The organism is Streptomyces sp. NPDC054047, from assembly GCF_055585065.1.
The window spans coordinates 219,885-234,770 of the sequence record NZ_JBVJKV010000011.1; the positions used below are offsets into that span (position 1 = coordinate 219,885).

Annotated in this window: 15 protein-coding genes; 9 read left to right on the plus strand and 6 right to left on the minus strand. The window is 71.2% G+C overall.

The window, feature by feature from the left end; translation table 11 throughout:
• Window positions 1-12: 12 nt before the first annotated feature.
• The 4 genes from ACZ6ZP_RS33310 to ACZ6ZP_RS33325 form a co-directional block, all read right to left on the minus strand.
• A complete protein-coding gene (locus ACZ6ZP_RS33310; protein ID WP_351170691.1) occupies window positions 13-621 on the minus strand; it encodes a nucleoside triphosphate pyrophosphatase in 609 nt (202 codons plus the stop codon).
• A 19-nt stretch (window positions 622-640) separates the two neighbouring features.
• Window positions 641-769 (minus strand): morphogenic membrane protein MmpB, encoded by a 129-nt coding sequence (mmpB, locus tag ACZ6ZP_RS33315; protein ID WP_272902837.1) that lies wholly within the window; start codon window positions 767-769, stop codon window positions 641-643.
• Window positions 770-864: 95 nt separating this feature from the next.
• The gene (locus tag ACZ6ZP_RS33320) at window positions 865-1,071 is read right to left on the minus strand and encodes an acyl-CoA carboxylase subunit epsilon (protein WP_351170687.1); all 207 of its coding nucleotides are present in this window, start codon (window positions 1,069-1,071) and stop codon (window positions 865-867) included.
• Window positions 1,072-1,134: 63 nt separating this feature from the next.
• Complete coding sequence (locus ACZ6ZP_RS33325) at window positions 1,135-2,793, minus strand: acyl-CoA carboxylase subunit beta (RefSeq protein WP_351170684.1); 1,659 nt, start codon at window positions 2,791-2,793, stop codon at window positions 1,135-1,137.
• A gap of 149 nt (window positions 2,794-2,942) precedes the next feature.
• Here ACZ6ZP_RS33325 and ACZ6ZP_RS33330 point away from each other — a divergent pair, with 149 nt between their 5' ends.
• From ACZ6ZP_RS33330 to hutH, 5 genes are all read left to right on the plus strand, one after another.
• Complete coding sequence (locus tag ACZ6ZP_RS33330; protein WP_469409507.1) at window positions 2,943-3,827, plus strand: biotin--[acetyl-CoA-carboxylase] ligase; 885 nt, start codon at window positions 2,943-2,945, stop codon at window positions 3,825-3,827.
• Between the two features lie 222 nt (window positions 3,828-4,049).
• Window positions 4,050-5,225, plus strand: a complete 1,176-nt coding sequence (locus tag ACZ6ZP_RS33335) for an adenylate/guanylate cyclase domain-containing protein (RefSeq protein ID WP_351170678.1) — start codon at window positions 4,050-4,052, stop codon at window positions 5,223-5,225.
• A gap of 117 nt (window positions 5,226-5,342) precedes the next feature.
• Entirely contained in the window at window positions 5,343-6,140 is a 798-nt protein-coding gene (locus tag ACZ6ZP_RS33340) for an enoyl-CoA hydratase/isomerase family protein (RefSeq protein WP_351170675.1), read from the plus strand.
• A gap of 73 nt (window positions 6,141-6,213) precedes the next feature.
• Window positions 6,214-7,413, plus strand: coding sequence for a GGDEF domain-containing protein (locus ACZ6ZP_RS33345; RefSeq protein WP_361472811.1), 1,200 nt, complete (start codon window positions 6,214-6,216; stop codon window positions 7,411-7,413).
• 251 nt (window positions 7,414-7,664) lie between these two features.
• The gene (hutH, locus tag ACZ6ZP_RS33350) at window positions 7,665-9,203 is read left to right on the plus strand and encodes a histidine ammonia-lyase (protein ID WP_351170837.1); all 1,539 of its coding nucleotides are present in this window, start codon (window positions 7,665-7,667) and stop codon (window positions 9,201-9,203) included.
• Between the two features lie 72 nt (window positions 9,204-9,275).
• Here hutH and ACZ6ZP_RS33355 read toward each other — a convergent pair whose 3' ends face one another.
• Window positions 9,276-10,046, minus strand: a complete 771-nt coding sequence (locus tag ACZ6ZP_RS33355; RefSeq protein WP_366465096.1) for a PepSY domain-containing protein — start codon at window positions 10,044-10,046, stop codon at window positions 9,276-9,278.
• Between the two features lie 107 nt (window positions 10,047-10,153).
• Complete coding sequence (locus ACZ6ZP_RS33360) at window positions 10,154-10,477, minus strand: hypothetical protein (protein WP_361472805.1); 324 nt, start codon at window positions 10,475-10,477, stop codon at window positions 10,154-10,156.
• A gap of 110 nt (window positions 10,478-10,587) precedes the next feature.
• Between ACZ6ZP_RS33360 and ACZ6ZP_RS33365 the strand changes: the two genes are divergently transcribed.
• From ACZ6ZP_RS33365 to ACZ6ZP_RS33380, 4 genes are all read left to right on the plus strand, one after another.
• A complete protein-coding gene (locus ACZ6ZP_RS33365; RefSeq protein WP_351170663.1) occupies window positions 10,588-10,947 on the plus strand; it encodes a hypothetical protein in 360 nt (119 codons plus the stop codon).
• A 250-nt stretch (window positions 10,948-11,197) separates the two neighbouring features.
• Window positions 11,198-12,457, plus strand: coding sequence for a L,D-transpeptidase (locus ACZ6ZP_RS33370; RefSeq protein WP_351170660.1), 1,260 nt, complete (start codon window positions 11,198-11,200; stop codon window positions 12,455-12,457).
• Window positions 12,458-12,598: 141 nt separating this feature from the next.
• The gene (locus ACZ6ZP_RS33375; protein WP_469409510.1) at window positions 12,599-14,077 is read left to right on the plus strand and encodes an ABC transporter permease; all 1,479 of its coding nucleotides are present in this window, start codon (window positions 12,599-12,601) and stop codon (window positions 14,075-14,077) included.
• A 58-nt stretch (window positions 14,078-14,135) separates the two neighbouring features.
• Complete coding sequence (locus ACZ6ZP_RS33380; protein ID WP_351170654.1) at window positions 14,136-14,819, plus strand: ABC transporter ATP-binding protein; 684 nt, start codon at window positions 14,136-14,138, stop codon at window positions 14,817-14,819.
• Window positions 14,820-14,886 lie beyond the last annotated feature (67 nt).

A 14,886-nucleotide genomic window follows, 5' to 3' on the forward strand; every position in this document is an offset into this window, starting at 1 on the left:
CGCCGGGGCGGGCTACTTCGTCCACAACTCCGTGATGCCGACGCCCAGTTCGGCGAGCAGGCGGCGCAGCAGCGGCAGCGACAGGCCGATGACGTTGCCGTGGTCGCCCTCGATCGAGTCGACGAAGGGGGCCGAGCGGCCGTCGAGCGTGAACGCGCCCGCCACGTGCAGGGGTTCGCCGCTCGCCACGTACGCGGCGATCTCCTCGTCCGAGGGCTCGCCGAAGCGGACCACGGTCGAGGCGAGCGCCGATACGTGGCGGCCCGCCGCGGTGTCGTACACGCAGTGGCCGGTCTGCAGGACGCCCGCGCGGCCGCGCATGGACTTCCAGCGGGCGGTGGCCTCCTCGGCGTCGGCGGGCTTGCCGAGCGCCTGTCCGTCCAGTTCGAGGACGGAGTCGCAGCCGATGACCAGGGCGCCCTTCGCGTCCGGGCGCGCGGCGACGACCGACGCCTTGGCCTCGGCCAGGGCGACGGCGAGCTCGGCGGGGGTCGGCGCGGAGATCGCGTCCTCGTCGACCCCGCTGACGATCACCTCGGGGGCGAGACCGGCCTGGCGCAGGAGGCCGAGCCGGGCGGGGGACTTGGAGGCGAGGACGAGACGGCGGGGCTGATCACTCATGCGGTCAGCGTATCGAGGCTCAGTGGATGCCGAGGACGAACATCGCCACGACCATGGCGAGGGCAAGGACGAGCCCCGCACGGCGCATCTTCGCCTGCATGTCCCGCATGTCCTTGGGCGGGTTGTTCTCGGGGTCCGACCACAGCATGAGACCGATACTGCGCGCGGTGGCGGCGGGGCGCCTGAGTACGCGTACTCAGGCGCCCCGGCCCGTGTCACTCATTCCCGGGTCGCCGCGCCCGGCTAGCCGGGCCAGTACGTGCGGCCCCAGGCAGTCGGCCCCGGTGCGGGCAGCCGGTCGCGGGCCACGCGGGCCGGGTCCGCCCAGGCGTCGAGGACCGCGGGCGCGCCGGACGGCTGGTTCGCGACCGCCGCGGCGCGCGCCTGGACCACCGCCAGTGCGGCGGCCAGCTCCTCCGGGGTGGGATTGCCCCGTACGACCTTGATCATGAAGGGTCTCCTCGCTCTCCTCGCCGGGGCGCGCTCTGCATGGCCTGCCCCGGTCCGCCCGGTCTAGAGGGGGATGTTGCCGTGCTTCTTCGGGGGCAGGGATTCGCGCTTCGTACGCAGCTGGCGCAGGCCGCGCACCAGGTGGGAGCGGGTCTCCGACGGCATGACCACGGCGTCGATGTAGCCGCGCTCGGCAGCCGTGTACGGGTTGAGCAGCCGGTCCTCGTACTCCTGGATCAGGCGGGCCCGGGTCGCCTCCACGTCACCCGATGCCTCGGCCGCGGCGAGGGTCTTGCGGTGCAGGATGTTCACCGCGCCCTGCGCGCCCATCACCGCGATCTGCGCGGTCGGCCAGGCCAGGTTGAGGTCGGCGCCCAGGTGCTTGGAGCCCATGACGTCGTACGCGCCGCCGAACGCCTTGCGGGTGATGACGGTGATCAGCGGGACCGTCGCCTCCGCGTAGGCGTAGATCAGCTTCGCGCCGCGGCGGATGATGCCCGTGTGCTCCTGCTCGACGCCCGGCAGGAAGCCCGGCACGTCGACGAAGGTGATGACCGGGACGTTGAACGCGTCGCAGGTGCGGACGAAGCGGGCGCCCTTCTCGGAGGCGTCGATGTTCAGGCAGCCGGCGAACTGCGTGGGCTGGTTGGCGACGATGCCCACCGGGCGGCCCTCGATGCGGCCGAAGCCGGTGAGGATGTTCGGCGCGAACAGCGGCTGCGTCTCGAAGAACTCGGCGTCGTCCAGGACGTGTTCGATCACCGTGTGCATGTCGTACGGCTGGTTCGCACTGTCCGGGATGAGGGTGTCGAGCTCGCGGTCCTCGTCCGTCAGCTCCAGGTCCGCGTCCTCGGGGAAGGCGGGGGGCTCGCTGAGGTTGTTCGAAGGCAGGTAGGACAGGAGGGACTTGACGTACTCGATCGCGTCCTTCTCGTCGCCCGCCATGTGGTGCGCGACGCCGGAGGTGCTGTTGTGGGTGCGGGCGCCGCCGAGCTCCTCGAAGCCGACGTCCTCGCCGGTGACCGTCTTGATGACGTCGGGCCCGGTGATGAACATGTGCGAGGTCTGGTCGACCATCACCGTGAAGTCGGTGATCGCGGGGGAGTAGACGGCGCCGCCCGCGCAGGGGCCGACGACGAGGGAGATCTGCGGGATCACGCCGGAGGCGTGGGTGTTGCGGCGGAAGATCTCGCCGTACATCCCCAGGGCCATGACGCCCTCCTGGATGCGGGCGCCGCCGGAGTCGTTGATGCCGACGACCGGGCAGCCGGTCTTCAGGGCGAAGTCCATGACCTTGACGATCTTCTGGCCGAAGACCTCGCCCAGGGCGCCGCCGAAGACGGTGAAGTCCTGGGAGAAGACGGCCACGGGGCGGCCGTCGACGGTTCCGTAGCCGGTCACGACGCCGTCGCCGTAGGGGCGGTTGGCCTCCAGGCCGAAGTCGGTCGAGCGGTGCTGGGCGAACTCGTCGAACTCGACGAAGGAGTTCTCGTCCAGGAGCAGGTCGATGCGTTCGCGCGCCGTCAACTTGCCCTTGGCGTGCTGCTTCTCGACCGCGCGAGCGGAACCGGCGTGCTTGGCCTCCTCGATGCGGCGCTGCAGATCAGCGAGTTTTCCCGCAGTCGTATGGATGTCGATACCTGTGTCACCTGCGTCAGGGGTGGTGGGGGTATCGCTTGCGGCGCTTGGCACGGGCACGTTGGGCTCTTCCGGCTCGGACATAGGGATGCGGCTCCCTGCCTGCTCAAAGGGGCGACTGGCGGCTTGCGGCGTGGCTTGTGGCTGCTGTGACTCGCTTGCTACTGAGTCGTAGGGTATCGGCGCCGATACGGTTCGGCAGTGCGGCGTTTACCACACCTAAGGTGGCTTGCATGACGCCGCGAGATGCTTCAGACGACCCTTCCGACCTCCCTGAGGACAACCGCTGGTCCGACCTCGACCGGCCGCCGCTGAACGCCGCGTCGCTGCGGCGGGCGCTGGTGCGGGGCGGGGGCCTGTGGACCTCTCTGGACGTGGTGCCCGCGACGGGGTCGACCAACACGGATCTGGCCGCACGCGCGGACGAACTGCCCGAGGGGGCGGTGCTCGTCGCCGAGGAGCAGAGCTCGGGGCGGGGCCGGCTCGACCGCCGCTGGTCGGCGCCCGCGCGCTCGGGGCTCTTCTTCTCCGTACTCCTGAGGCCGGGGCCGTCGGTGCCGGTCGAGCGGTGGGGGTGGCTGCCGCTGCTCACGGGGGTGGCCGTGGCCACCGGTCTCTCGCGGTCGGCGGGGGTGGACACGGCCCTCAAGTGGCCGAACGACCTGCTGGTGACGGTGGGGGGAGAGGAGCGCAAGGCCGGGGGGATCCTCGCGGAGCGGGCGGGTTCCGGTGGGGGCGGTGTTGTGGTCGGCATCGGGATCAATGTGACCCTGCGCGAGGAGGAGCTGCCGGTGCCGACGGCGGGGTCGCTGGCGTTGGCCGGGGCGGCGAGCACTGACCGGGACACGGTGTTGCGGGCGGTGCTGCGTTCTCTTGAGCAGTGGTACGGGGACTGGCGCGCGGCGGAGGGCGATCCGGCGGCGTCCCGCCTCCAGGAGGCGTACGCGGCGGGCTGCGCGACGCTCGGCCGCAAGGTCAGGGCGGAGCTGCCGGGTGATCGGTCGATCACGGGGGAGGCGGTGGCGGTGGACGGCGACGGCCGCTTGGTGCTGGCTACGGGGGACGGGGTGCAGGAGCCTGTGGGGGCGGGGGATGTGGTGCATCTGAGGGGGGTGTAAGGGGGGATGCGGGGATTCGGGCGGGTGGATGAGGCTTGTTCGTCCAGGTGGGGATGTGGGGCAAACGGGCGGGTGGGTGGGGAAAGGGTGTTCGGCGCCGGTGGGGCGGGGAAAGCGCTGTCCTGGGCGCCCACGCCGGCGAAAGGCGTGAGCTGCGGCACACCTGCCGTAAAGTTGGCGCCGGTCGATACCTGACCGCGGCAGATCGGAAGGGCAGCAGGCGTGACCGTCGACGACACGGGCTCCGGCACGGGTGCATCCCCCGACGGCGAGCCCGGACGTACCGCTGGGTCCGTCACCCACGCGTTCGACTCGATGGACTCGGGGGACGAGAAGCCGGGGGATCCCGAGAAGGATCCCCTCGCCCTGCGCCTCGAAGGGCTCATCCTCGGCGCCGACCGCCGCTACACCCCGTTCCAGGCGGCCCGCAGCGCCGGCGTATCCATGGAGCTCGCCTCCCGTTTCTGGCGGGCCATGGGCTTTCCCGACATCGGCCAGGCCAAGGCCCTGACCGAGGCGGACGTGCTCGCGCTGCGCCGCCTCGCCGGTCTCGTCGAAGCGGGGCTGCTCAGCGAGGCGATGGCGGTGCAGGTGGCCCGGTCCACCGGGCAGACCACCGCCCGGCTGGCCGAATGGCAGATCGACTCCTTCCTGGAAGGTCTCACGGAGCCGCCCGAGCCGGGCATGACGCGGACCGAAGTGACCTATCCGTTGATAGAGCTTCTGCTGCCCGAGCTCGAAGAGTTCCTCGTCTACGTCTGGCGGCGGCAGCTCGCCGCCGCCACCGGGCGGGTCGTGCAGGCCGCGGACGACGAGGAAATGGTCGACCGGCGGCTCGCCGTCGGGTTCGCCGATCTCGTCGGCTTCACGCGGCTCACCCGGCGCATGGAGGAGGAGGAACTCGGCGAGCTCGTCGAGGCCTTCGAGACCACCGCCGCTGACCTGGTCGCGGCGCACGGCGGGCGGCTCATCAAGACCCTGGGCGACGAGGTGCTCTACGCCGCCGACGACGCGGGCGTGGCCGCGGAGATCGCCCTGCGGCTGATCGAGACCATGGCCAACGACGAGACGATGCCCGAGCTGCGGGTCGGCATCGCCTTCGGCACGGTCACGACGCGCATGGGCGACGTCTTCGGTACGACGGTGAACCTCGCGAGCCGCCTCACGTCGATAGCGCCTCGGGACGCCGTCCTGGTGGACGGCGCGCTCGCCGAGGAGCTGACGCGCACGGGAGACGCCCCCGCCTCCGAGACCCAGGCGGCGGAGGCCGCCGAGACCGCGGAGAAGGAGGGCTCGGAGCCGCCCTCCTACCGCTTCGCCCTGCAGCCGATGTGGCAGCGGCCCGTGCGAGGACTCGGTGTCGTCGAGCCGTGGCTGCTGGCCCGGCGCGGCAGCTGACTTCCCGACCACCGCTGCGGCGCGGAATTTTCCTGCCCGCCCACCGTGCGCTCCGTGGCGGTGACATGATCCTCCTGCAATGCGGTAACGACCGTTAACCTTCCGTGGAGGAAAGCAATGGGTGGCGAGCAGCGGTTCGGGGAATTCGTCGGCGTCAGGCGGCACGACCACGTCGCCGAGCTCGTCCTCGACCGGCCCAAGGCCATGAACGCCGTGTCCACGGACATGGCCCGCGCCATCGGCTCCGCCTGCGCCGCCCTCGCCGAGGACCGCGACGTGCGGGTCGTGGTCGTGACGTCGAGCCACGAGCGTGCCTTCTGTGTCGGTGCCGACCTGAAGGAGCGCAACTCCTTCTCCGACGCCGAGTTGGTGCGCCAGCGCCCCACCGCGCGGGCCGCCTACACCGGCGTACTCGAACTGCCCGTGCCGACCGTCGCCGCCGTGCACGGCTTCGCGCTCGGCGGCGGGTTCGAGCTCGCGCTCGCCTGCGATCTCATCGTCGCCGACCCGACCGCCGTGGTCGGCCTCCCCGAGGTGTCGGTCGGCGTGATCCCGGGCGGCGGCGGTACGCAGCTGCTTCCGCGCCGGGTGGGCGCGGCGAGGGCCGCCGAGCTGATCTTCACCGCGCGGCGCGTGGAGGCGGCCGAGGCGCGGGAGTTGGGGCTCGTGGATCAGCTCGTGGGCGAGGGCGAGGACCGTACGGAAGCGCTCGCGCTCGCCGCGCGGATCGCCGCCAACTCGCCCGTCGGGCTGCGTGCCGCCAAGCGCGCCCTGCGGCTCGGGCACGGGCTCGACCTGCGCGCCGGGCTCGAGGTCGAGGACGCGGCCTGGCGCTCGGTGGCCTTCTCCGGTGACCGGGCGGAGGGCGTCGCGGCGTTCAACGAGAAGCGGAAGCCGCAGTGGCCGGGAGAGTGAGTCCGAGGCCCGGTCCGCACTCTGCGTGATGTTCCGATCGCCCAAAATGTCGTAAATCTCCTAGCCTGGGGAGATGGGAGAGGATCTCCGGCTGCGGGCCGTGGTCGTGCTGGCGCAGGGGATGGCCGCCGCGCACACTCCGCGTGAGTCCTGGCGGGCCGCTGCCCGCGGCGCGTGCCGAGCGCTGGCGGGGAGTTTCGCGGCCCTGTCCGTCTGGGAGCGCGATCTCGGACGGCTGAGGGTGCTCGTGAACGTGGGCGAACGGGCCGAGGGGGAGGAAGAGTTCCCGGAGCGCGAGGCGTACCCGGTGAACGAGTTCCCGGAGATCACCGAGTTCCTGCACGAGCGCTGGGCGGGCGGCGGTGAGCCGCACGCCTGGGTGGAGACGGCGCAGGGCCCCGCGGAGGCCGCGACCCCCGGCTACTGCCACCAGCGTGTCGCCGCCCTGCGCAGGCGCGGTCGCGGCTGCTGCGTGGTCGCGCCGATCGTGCTGCACGGGCGGGCGTGGGGCGAGCTGTACGTGGCGCGTGCGGTGGGGGCGCCGGTCTTCGGGCGCGAGGACGCGGACTTCGCGACGGTGCTCGCCTCGGTCGTGGCGGCCGGGATCGCGCAGACCGAGAGGCTGGAGGAGGCCCGCCGTCTTGCCTTCACTGACGCGCTGACCGGGCTCGCCAACCGGCGCGCGGTCGATCTGCGCCTCGAGGAGGCGGTGGAGCGGCACCGCGCGGACGGGACCGCGGTGAGCCTGGTCGTGTGTGACGTGAACGGCCTCAAGTGGGTCAACGACACCCAGGGGCACGCGGTCGGCGACCGTCTGCTCGAACGTTTCGGTTCGGTGCTGTCCCTGTGCGGGGCGATGCTGCCGGGGACGCTGGCGGCGCGGCTGGGCGGGGACGAGTTCTGTCTGCTCTCGGTGGGGCCCACCGCCGACGAGGTGGTGCGGGTCGCCGATGAACTCTGCGTACGGGCGGCCGAGTTGGAGCTGGGGGACGGTGTCGCGTGCGGGGTCGCCTCCACGGAGGACCCGATCGGCGAGGTGCGCTCGGCCCGCCGCCTGTTCCGCCTCGCGGACGCGGCCCAGTACCGCGCGAAGGCGGCACGCGCCCCGAAGCCGGTGGTTGCGGGGCGCGAAGGTGCGGATGACCCCGTGGTGCGGCTTGCTGACTCGGAGGCGTCGCGCCCGGCGGGGGAGAGGCGCCGCTTCCGGGGGCGTGGGCCGGAGCGGCGGGGCGGCGAGCGGGGCTCCTGGGAGGGTGGGCAGGGGGGTCGGTGAGGGGGTGCGGGCTGGTGGGGGCTTGTCGCGCAGTTCCCCGCGCCCCTTGTGGGGCCCGGTGTCGGGTGTTGGCTGCGGGCTGGTGGGGGCTTGGCGCGCCGTTCCTCGTGCCCCTTGCGGGGTCGTGGGGGCTTGGCGTGCAGTTCGTCGTGGCCCTGGAGGGGCCCGGTGGCGTCGACCCCGGTAAGAGGCTCAGTCCGTATCCACCCGTGACACCTGGCGATTCAGTCCGTACGCTGCTGAATATGGATATGCACACCGTGGTCCTGGGGACGTCCGGGACAACCGCAGCGGACGTCATCGCCGTCGCGCGTGGCAACGCCCGCATCGAGCTTTCGGCGGAAGCCGTGACCGCCCTCGCCGCGTCGCGCGAGATCGTCGACGCCCTCGCGGCCAAGCCCGAGCCCGTCTATGGCGTGTCGACCGGCTTCGGCGCCCTCGCCACCCGGCACATCGGCCCTGACCTCCGCGCCCAGCTCCAGCGCAACATCGTCCGCTCGCACGCGGCGGGGATGGGCCCGCGCGTGGAGCGCGAGGTGGTCCGCGCGCTGATGTTCCTGCGGCTCAAGACGGTCTGCTCGGGCCGTACCGGCGTACGCCCCGAGGTCGCGCAGACCATGGCCGACGTACTCAACGCGGGCATCACGCCCGTCGTGCACGAGTACGGCTCGCTCGGCTGTTCCGGCGACCTCGCGCCGCTCAGCCACTGCGCGCTCACGCTCATGGGCGAGGGCGACGCGGAGGGCCCGGACGGCGAGCTGAAGCCGGCGGGCGAGCTGCTCGCCGCGCACGGCATCACGCCGGTCGAGCTGCGCGAGAAGGAGGGCCTCGCCCTCCTGAACGGCACCGACGGCATGCTCGGCATGCTGGTCATGGCCCTCGCCGACCTCGACGCCCTCTACAAGTCCGCCGACATCACCGCGGCCCTCACCCTCGAAGCGCTGCTCGGCACCGCCAAGGTCCTCGCCCCCGAGCTGCACGCCATCAGGCCGCACCCGGGCCAGGGGGCGTCCGCCGCCAACATGCTCGCGGTCCTTGCCGGTTCGGGCCTCACCGGTCACCACCAGGACGACGCGCCGCGCGTCCAGGACGCGTACTCGGTGCGGTGCGCGCCGCAGGTCGCGGGCGCCGGGCGCGACACGATGGCGCACGCGCGCCTGGTCGCCGAGCGCGAGCTCGCCGCCGCCGTCGACAACCCCGTCGTGCTGCCCGACGGCCGCGTCGAGTCGAACGGCAACTTCCACGGGGCGCCGGTCGCGTACGTCCTGGACTTCCTCGCGATCGCCGCCGCGGACCTCGGCTCGATCACGGAGCGCCGCACGGACCGGCTGCTCGACAAGAACCGCTCGCACGGCCTGCCGCCGTTCCTCGCGGACGACGCGGGCGTGGACTCGGGCCTGATGATCGCCCAGTACACGCAGGCGGCCCTGGTCAGCGAGATGAAGCGGCTCGCGGTCCCGGCATCGGCGGACTCGATCCCGTCCTCCGCGATGCAGGAGGACCACGTCTCGATGGGCTGGTCGGCGGCCCGCAAGCTCCGCACGGCGGTCGACAACCTCACCCGCATCGTCGCGATCGAGCTGTACGCGGCGACGCGCGCGGTCGAACTCCGCGAGGGCCTCACGCCGGCCCCGGCGACCCGGGCGGTCATCGAGGCCATCCGCAAGGCGGGCGTCGAGGGCCCGGGCCCGGACCGCTTCCTCGCGCCCGACCTGGCGGCGGCCGACGCGTTCGTGCGCTCCGGCGCGCTGCTCGCCGCGGTCGAGCCGGTGACGGGTCCGCTGGCCTAGCCAAGGCGTTTCCGTACGCCGAAGGGGGCGCCGTCACCAGGTGACGGCGCCCCCTTGCGTGGTGACGGCGCGTCAGTCGCGGTCGACGTGCTCACGGGTGATGTCGCCCTTGACCGCGTCGATCTCGAAGTCGGTCTTGTTCCAGTCCTTGGTGACGACGTCGACGGACCAGACGAGCGCGTTGCTGTCGTTGTCGTCCAGGCCGATGGACGTGACCGTGCCCTTCTTCTTGTCCGTCGCCACCTTGGCGGCCTGCTCCGGCGACTGCTTGACGCGGGAGAGCCGGTCGGCCGTCTCCTTCTTGTCGTCGGCGTCCTGGTCCTTCTCCGGCGCGGAGCTGATCACCTTGCCCGACACCGCGTCGATACGGACGTCGTGCACCGTGCCGTCCTTCTCGGCGACCTCGGCGACCCACTGCGGGGCGCCCGCGCTGCCGCTCGGGCTCGGGCTCGGGCTGGGGCTCGCGCTCGCGTCGTCATCGTCGTCGCCGTCGTTGTCGTCGTCCACGCCCTCCAGGTCCAGGTCGGTCAGCTTGCCGCCCGGAACCTTGTCCACCGCCGTGCCGGCCGCCTTGTCGTAGGTGACCTTGGTGGCGGCGAGCAGGGCCTTGCGCTCCTGCTGGTCCTGCGTGAGGGACGCGCTGCCCGTGGGGCTCTCCGACGGCGCCTCCTTCGGGACGCTCTTCGCCGCCTTCGAGGTCGCTTCGGCGGACGACGCGTCGCCGTCCTCCCCGCAGCCCGTCACCAGGGCTGCCGAAGCCGCGACGGCGCACAGGGCGCCGACGAGGCGGAGGCGGCGGGCGCGGGGCGTCGCGGTGTTCTTGTTCCGGGGCTCGAATCTCATAACCGCATGCCTAGCCCTCGCCCCGTATCCGGCCGGGGCGCCGCGCGGCCGGGGTCACCCGACTGCCCGGCGCGCGCGCCCCTCCTCCGGGGCGCCTAGGCGGTTCCTCAGTAGGCCGGGCCCCGCTGCTCCCGGCGTACGGAGTACGCGACGAACCCCGCCCCGAGGCCCAGGAAGGCCGTCCCGCCGATCAGGTACGGCGTCGTGTCGACGCCCGCGCCCGTGTCCGCGAGGCGGTCCTCGGTGGGAGCGGCGGCGGTGGTCTCCGAGGGCGGCGTCGCGCGACGCTGTTCGGTGTGGACGACCTGGGGCGATTCAGGGGCCTGCGGTGATCTGAACGTCGCCGTCGCGTTGGCGGAGGGAACGAACCACAGGGCGCCGAGGAGGGCCCCCGCGGCAGTGGCGGTCAGCAGCGATCGACGTGCGGACACGGAATCGGATCCCCCTTGTGGCGCTGGCGAATTGGCCGTGTGGGGCGATGGTAATGAAAGGCGCGGGTCGCGGGAAAGTCGCGGGGGTCATGGGTCGTACGCTCCGACGCATGAGCACATCTGAGACATCACGTTTTGTACGGCTCCGCGTCGAATTGGTGGTGGAGGTCGACGACTCCGGCGAGCTCGCGGCCTCCGCGCTGCGCCGGATCGCGGAGGACGAGCACATGCCCGCCGAGGAGCGGCTGCATGCCGAGACGGCCGTCAAGGAGGACGACGCGGAGGCACTCGCCTATCTGGTGGACCCGTTCGACCTGGTCAGCGCGGTGCCCGGAGTGGAGCTCTCGCAGGCGTCCTGGAGCAGCGAGCAGATCGACTACGACCCCGATTCGCCGGACTGGGACCCGGACGAGGATGATGGCGACGACGAGGACACGGGCGATGACGGTGCCGGTGGCCGGGGGCTGTAGCGGTTAGACGAAATTCGTACGTCTACCGGACGGAAAAAACGGAACCCGTAGCCCCGGACGGCAACCGCCGCCCGGGGTTCCGTCGTCTCAGAGATGCACGGCTGTCACCGGCGCATCGCATGACGTGGTGTTCCCCACATCTTCGGCGGAAGTGGAACGGGACGAACCGGGCAGGACGTTATGCGGGATTACGGGGACTCTCGGCGTTCTTGGCGTGTTGAGAATTTCGGCAACGATGGAGAAGCGTGTGATGACGGACAGTAGGCGGCAGCGCGGACGGCGCAAGGGTCTTGCGGCCGTATCCGCTCTGGTCGGCGGCGTCCTTGTGCTCTCGGCCTGTAGCAGCGACGACGGCGACAAGACCGCCGCGGGCGGCAAGGAGTCCCAGAACCAGGTCGACGAAGCGGCTGCCAAGAAGACTTCCGACGCCGATATCAAGATCGCGCCGAAGGACGGCTCCGACAACGCGGGCATCAACAACGCCGCCAAGGTCAAGGTGAGCAGCGGTTCGCTGACGGACGTCACGATGACGACCGAGGAAGGAACCGCGGTAGCCGGCGAGATAGCTGCCGACAAGAAGAGCTGGAAGCCCAGCGGCCAGCTGGAGCGTGCGACCACGTACAAGATCAGTGCCACCGCCAAGGACTCCGAGGGCCGCAAGGCGCACGAGAACTCGAAGTTCACGACGGTCTCGCCGAGCAACAGCTTCATCGGGAACTTCACGCCCGAGGACGGCTCCACGGTCGGCGTGGGCATGCCGGTGTCGATCAACTTCGACAAGGCGATCAGCAACAAGAAGGACGTTCAGTCCAACATCAAGGTGTCCTCCAGCAGCGGCCAGGAAGTCGTCGGCCACTGGTTCGGCGACAACCGCATCGACTTCCGCCCCGAGGACTACTGGCAGGGCAACTCCACGGTCACCATGAAGCTGTCCCTGGACGGCGTCGAGGGCTCGGACGGCGTCACCGGCGTCCAGGAGAAGACGGTCCAGTTCAAGATCGGCCGTAACCAGGTCTCCATCGTCGACGCCAAGACGAAGACCATGAAGGTCATGCGGGACGACAAGGTCATCAAGACCATCCCGATCTCCGCGGGCTCCCCGGAGAACAAGACGTACAACGGCAAGATGGTGATCTCCGAGAAGTTCAAGGAGACCCGGATGAACGGCGCGACGGTCGGCTTCACGGACGACGACGGCAAGGGCGAGTACGACATCAAGGACGTGCCGCACGCCATGCGCCTGTCGAACTCGGGCACGTTCATCCACGGCAACTACTGGGGCGCGAAGTCCATCTTCGGCGGCGCCAACACCAGCCACGGCTGTGTCGGCCTGGAGGACGCCAAGGGCGCGGGCGACAAGAGCACCCCGGGCGCCTGGTTCTACGACAACTCGATGATCGGTGACGTCGTGGACGTCCGGAACACCGGCGACAAGACGGTCCAGCCGGACAACGGCTTCAACGGCTGGGTCATGGACTGGGCGCAGTGGAAGGCCGGTTCGGCCGTCTAGGAGCACCCAGGACACGCAAGAAGACGCAGGCGGCGGCCCGCACCCCACAACAGGGGTGCGGGCCGCCGCCGTTCGGGCTTCTCATCTTTCTCTTATGCCGCCCTTATCCGTTCATCACGGCGCGTACTTAGCTTCACGCTCATGTTCTTCACCTACCTGAGGCGCGAGCTGCGCCGCCGCAGAAAAGCGGCCCTCGTCGTGGCCTCCGGACTCGCGCTCGGCATCGCGCTGGTCATCGTCGTCAGCTCCGTGTCGTCCGGCATGAAGCAGGCGCAGGGCAAGGTCCTGGAGTCGCTCTACGGGCTCGGCACCGACATGACCGTCACCAAGGCGGCCACTCCGCCCAAGGAGGGCGGCCAGAGTGGGCGCCCGCGCTTCAAGTTCGACGCCAAGGACGCCGACGAGGACGGCAAGGAGCAGAGCAGCGACCGCGTCATGGTGCAGGGCTTCCAGACGCTGTCCTCGTCCACCGTCGCCAAGGTCGACGGCCAGAGCGGTGTCGCCGACGCCGTCGGCGGTCTCAGCCTGCAGGTGATGAAGGTCAACGGCCAGTTCGAGCGGGGCGAGTTCGAGCAGACGCCGGGCTCCACCGGCAAGGGCCGGCCGCCCGGCGGCGGCAGCGACCAGCAGGAGGGGCAGGTGCGCGGCGGCGGAGCCGACTTCGGCGTCGACTCCTACAGCGTCTACGGCACGGACGTCGGCAAGCTCGACCTGGGCCCGCTGACCTCCTCCAAGATCAGCGAGGGGCGTACGTTCACGGGGTCGGAGTCCGACGCCAAGGTGGCCGTCGCCGACGCGTCGTACGCCAAGGAGAAGAAGCTCTCCGTGGGCGACACCGTCACGGTCTCCGGCACCAAGATCAAGGTCGTCGGCATCGCGACGCCCGACAGCGGGGACGCCGCGGCCAACCTCTACCTGCCGCTCAAGCGCGCCCAGACCCTCGCCGACTCGAAGAACAAGATCACCACGGTGTACGTCAAGGCCGCGGACTCGCAGCGGATCGACGCGGTCAAGAGCGCCATCCAGAAGAACGTCTCCGGGACGACCGTGACCACGTCGGCCGACCTCGCCGACACCGTCTCGGGCTCGCTCTCCACCGCCTCCGACCTCGCGTCCAGCGTCGGCAAGTGGCTCTCCATAGCCGTGCTCGTCGCCGCCTTCCTGGTCGCGGGGCTGCTCACCTCGTCGGCGGTCAGCCGTCGCGTACGGGAGTTCGGCACCCTGAAGGCGCTCGGCTGGAAGAGCGGCCGTGTGACCCGGCAGGTCATCGGCGAGGCGGTGGTCAACGGCCTGGTGGGCGGCGTGCTCGGCATCGCCGTCGGCCTCGGCGGCGCGTACCTGGTGACGGCGATCAGCCCCACCCTGACGGCCCGGCTCGGCTCGGCCGGCGGGCAGTCGGGCGGCGGCATGGGCGGCGGACCCGGCGGCGGGGGCCCCGGCGCCGCGCTGAGCGAGTCGGCGTCCAAGGCCCTGGACATCTCGCTGACCGCACCGGTCAGCGCCACCACCATCGCGCTCGCCGTCGGCCTCGCCGTGGCCGGCGGTCTCGTCGCGGGCGCCTTCGGCGGCTGGCGTGCCTCGCGGCTGCGGCCCGCGGACACCCTGCGCCGCGTCGAGTAGGCGGCCAGCGAACGCCGCTCACGCCGCCAACCCCCTTACGCATCGCAGGAGTCACACCATGTATCAGCTCAGAGGCGTCACCAAGCAGTACCGCAGGGGCAAGGAGACCGTCGACGCGCTCGCCGGAGTCGACCTGGCCATCGGCGACGGTGACCGGCTCGTCATCCAGGGTCCGACGGGCGGCGGCAAATCCACGCTCCTGCAGATGCTCGGCGGGCTCGACCGGCCGACGTCCGGCAGCGTCGAGCTCGACGGGGTCGACCTGGCGGCGCTGCCCGAGGCGCGGCTCACCAAGGTCCGCGCCGAGTCGATCGGCTTCGTCTTCCAGTCCTTCAACCTGATCCCCACGCTCAGCGCCCAGGAGAACGTCGAGACGGCGCTCGTGCCGCTGGGCCTGCGCGCCGCCGACCGCCGTGAACGCGCCGCCGACGCCCTGGCGTCCGTGGGCCTGGGCGAACGCCGCAGCCACCTGCCCGCCGAGCTCTCCGGCGGCCAGCAGCAGCGCGTCGCCATCGCCCGCGCCCTGGTCAAGCGGCCGAAGGTACTGCTCGCCGACGAGCCCACCGGCAACCTCGACGAGTCCATGCGCGACGAGATCATGGACCTGCTCGAAGGGCTCTGGAAGGAGCACGGCCTGACGTTCGTGATGGTCACGCACGACAGCGCCATCGCGCGCAAGGCACCGCGTCTCGCGACGATCCGACGCGGGCGGATCGAGGTCACGGAGCAGGCCGCGCAGTGACCAACTCACCACTTCTGGCGCGCTATTGAACTTCTGACGCACTATTGAGCAGATGTTCGACTCTGGG

Coding starts and splice junctions, on each gene's coding strand:
- ACZ6ZP_RS33310 (WP_351170691.1), bottom strand. CDS start 621: ATGAGTGATCAGCCCCGCCGTCTCGTCCTCGCCTCCAAGTCCCCCGCC.
- mmpB (WP_272902837.1), bottom strand. CDS start 769: ATGCTGTGGTCGGACCCCGAGAACAACCCGCCCAAGGACATGCGGGAC.
- ACZ6ZP_RS33320 (WP_351170687.1), bottom strand. CDS start 1,071: ATGATCAAGGTCGTACGGGGCAATCCCACCCCGGAGGAGCTGGCCGCC.
- ACZ6ZP_RS33325 (WP_351170684.1), bottom strand. CDS start 2,793: ATGTCCGAGCCGGAAGAGCCCAACGTGCCCGTGCCAAGCGCCGCAAGC.
- ACZ6ZP_RS33330 (WP_469409507.1), top strand. CDS start 2,943: ATGACGCCGCGAGATGCTTCAGACGACCCTTCCGACCTCCCTGAGGAC.
- ACZ6ZP_RS33340 (WP_351170675.1), top strand. CDS start 5,343: ATGGGTGGCGAGCAGCGGTTCGGGGAATTCGTCGGCGTCAGGCGGCAC.
- ACZ6ZP_RS33345 (WP_361472811.1), top strand. CDS start 6,214: ATGGGAGAGGATCTCCGGCTGCGGGCCGTGGTCGTGCTGGCGCAGGGG.
- hutH (WP_351170837.1), top strand. CDS start 7,665: ATGCACACCGTGGTCCTGGGGACGTCCGGGACAACCGCAGCGGACGTC.
- ACZ6ZP_RS33355 (WP_366465096.1), bottom strand. CDS start 10,046: ATGAGATTCGAGCCCCGGAACAAGAACACCGCGACGCCCCGCGCCCGC.
- ACZ6ZP_RS33365 (WP_351170663.1), top strand. CDS start 10,588: ATGAGCACATCTGAGACATCACGTTTTGTACGGCTCCGCGTCGAATTG.
- ACZ6ZP_RS33370 (WP_351170660.1), top strand. CDS start 11,198: ATGACGGACAGTAGGCGGCAGCGCGGACGGCGCAAGGGTCTTGCGGCC.
- ACZ6ZP_RS33375 (WP_469409510.1), top strand. CDS start 12,599: ATGTTCTTCACCTACCTGAGGCGCGAGCTGCGCCGCCGCAGAAAAGCG.
- ACZ6ZP_RS33380 (WP_351170654.1), top strand. CDS start 14,136: ATGTATCAGCTCAGAGGCGTCACCAAGCAGTACCGCAGGGGCAAGGAG.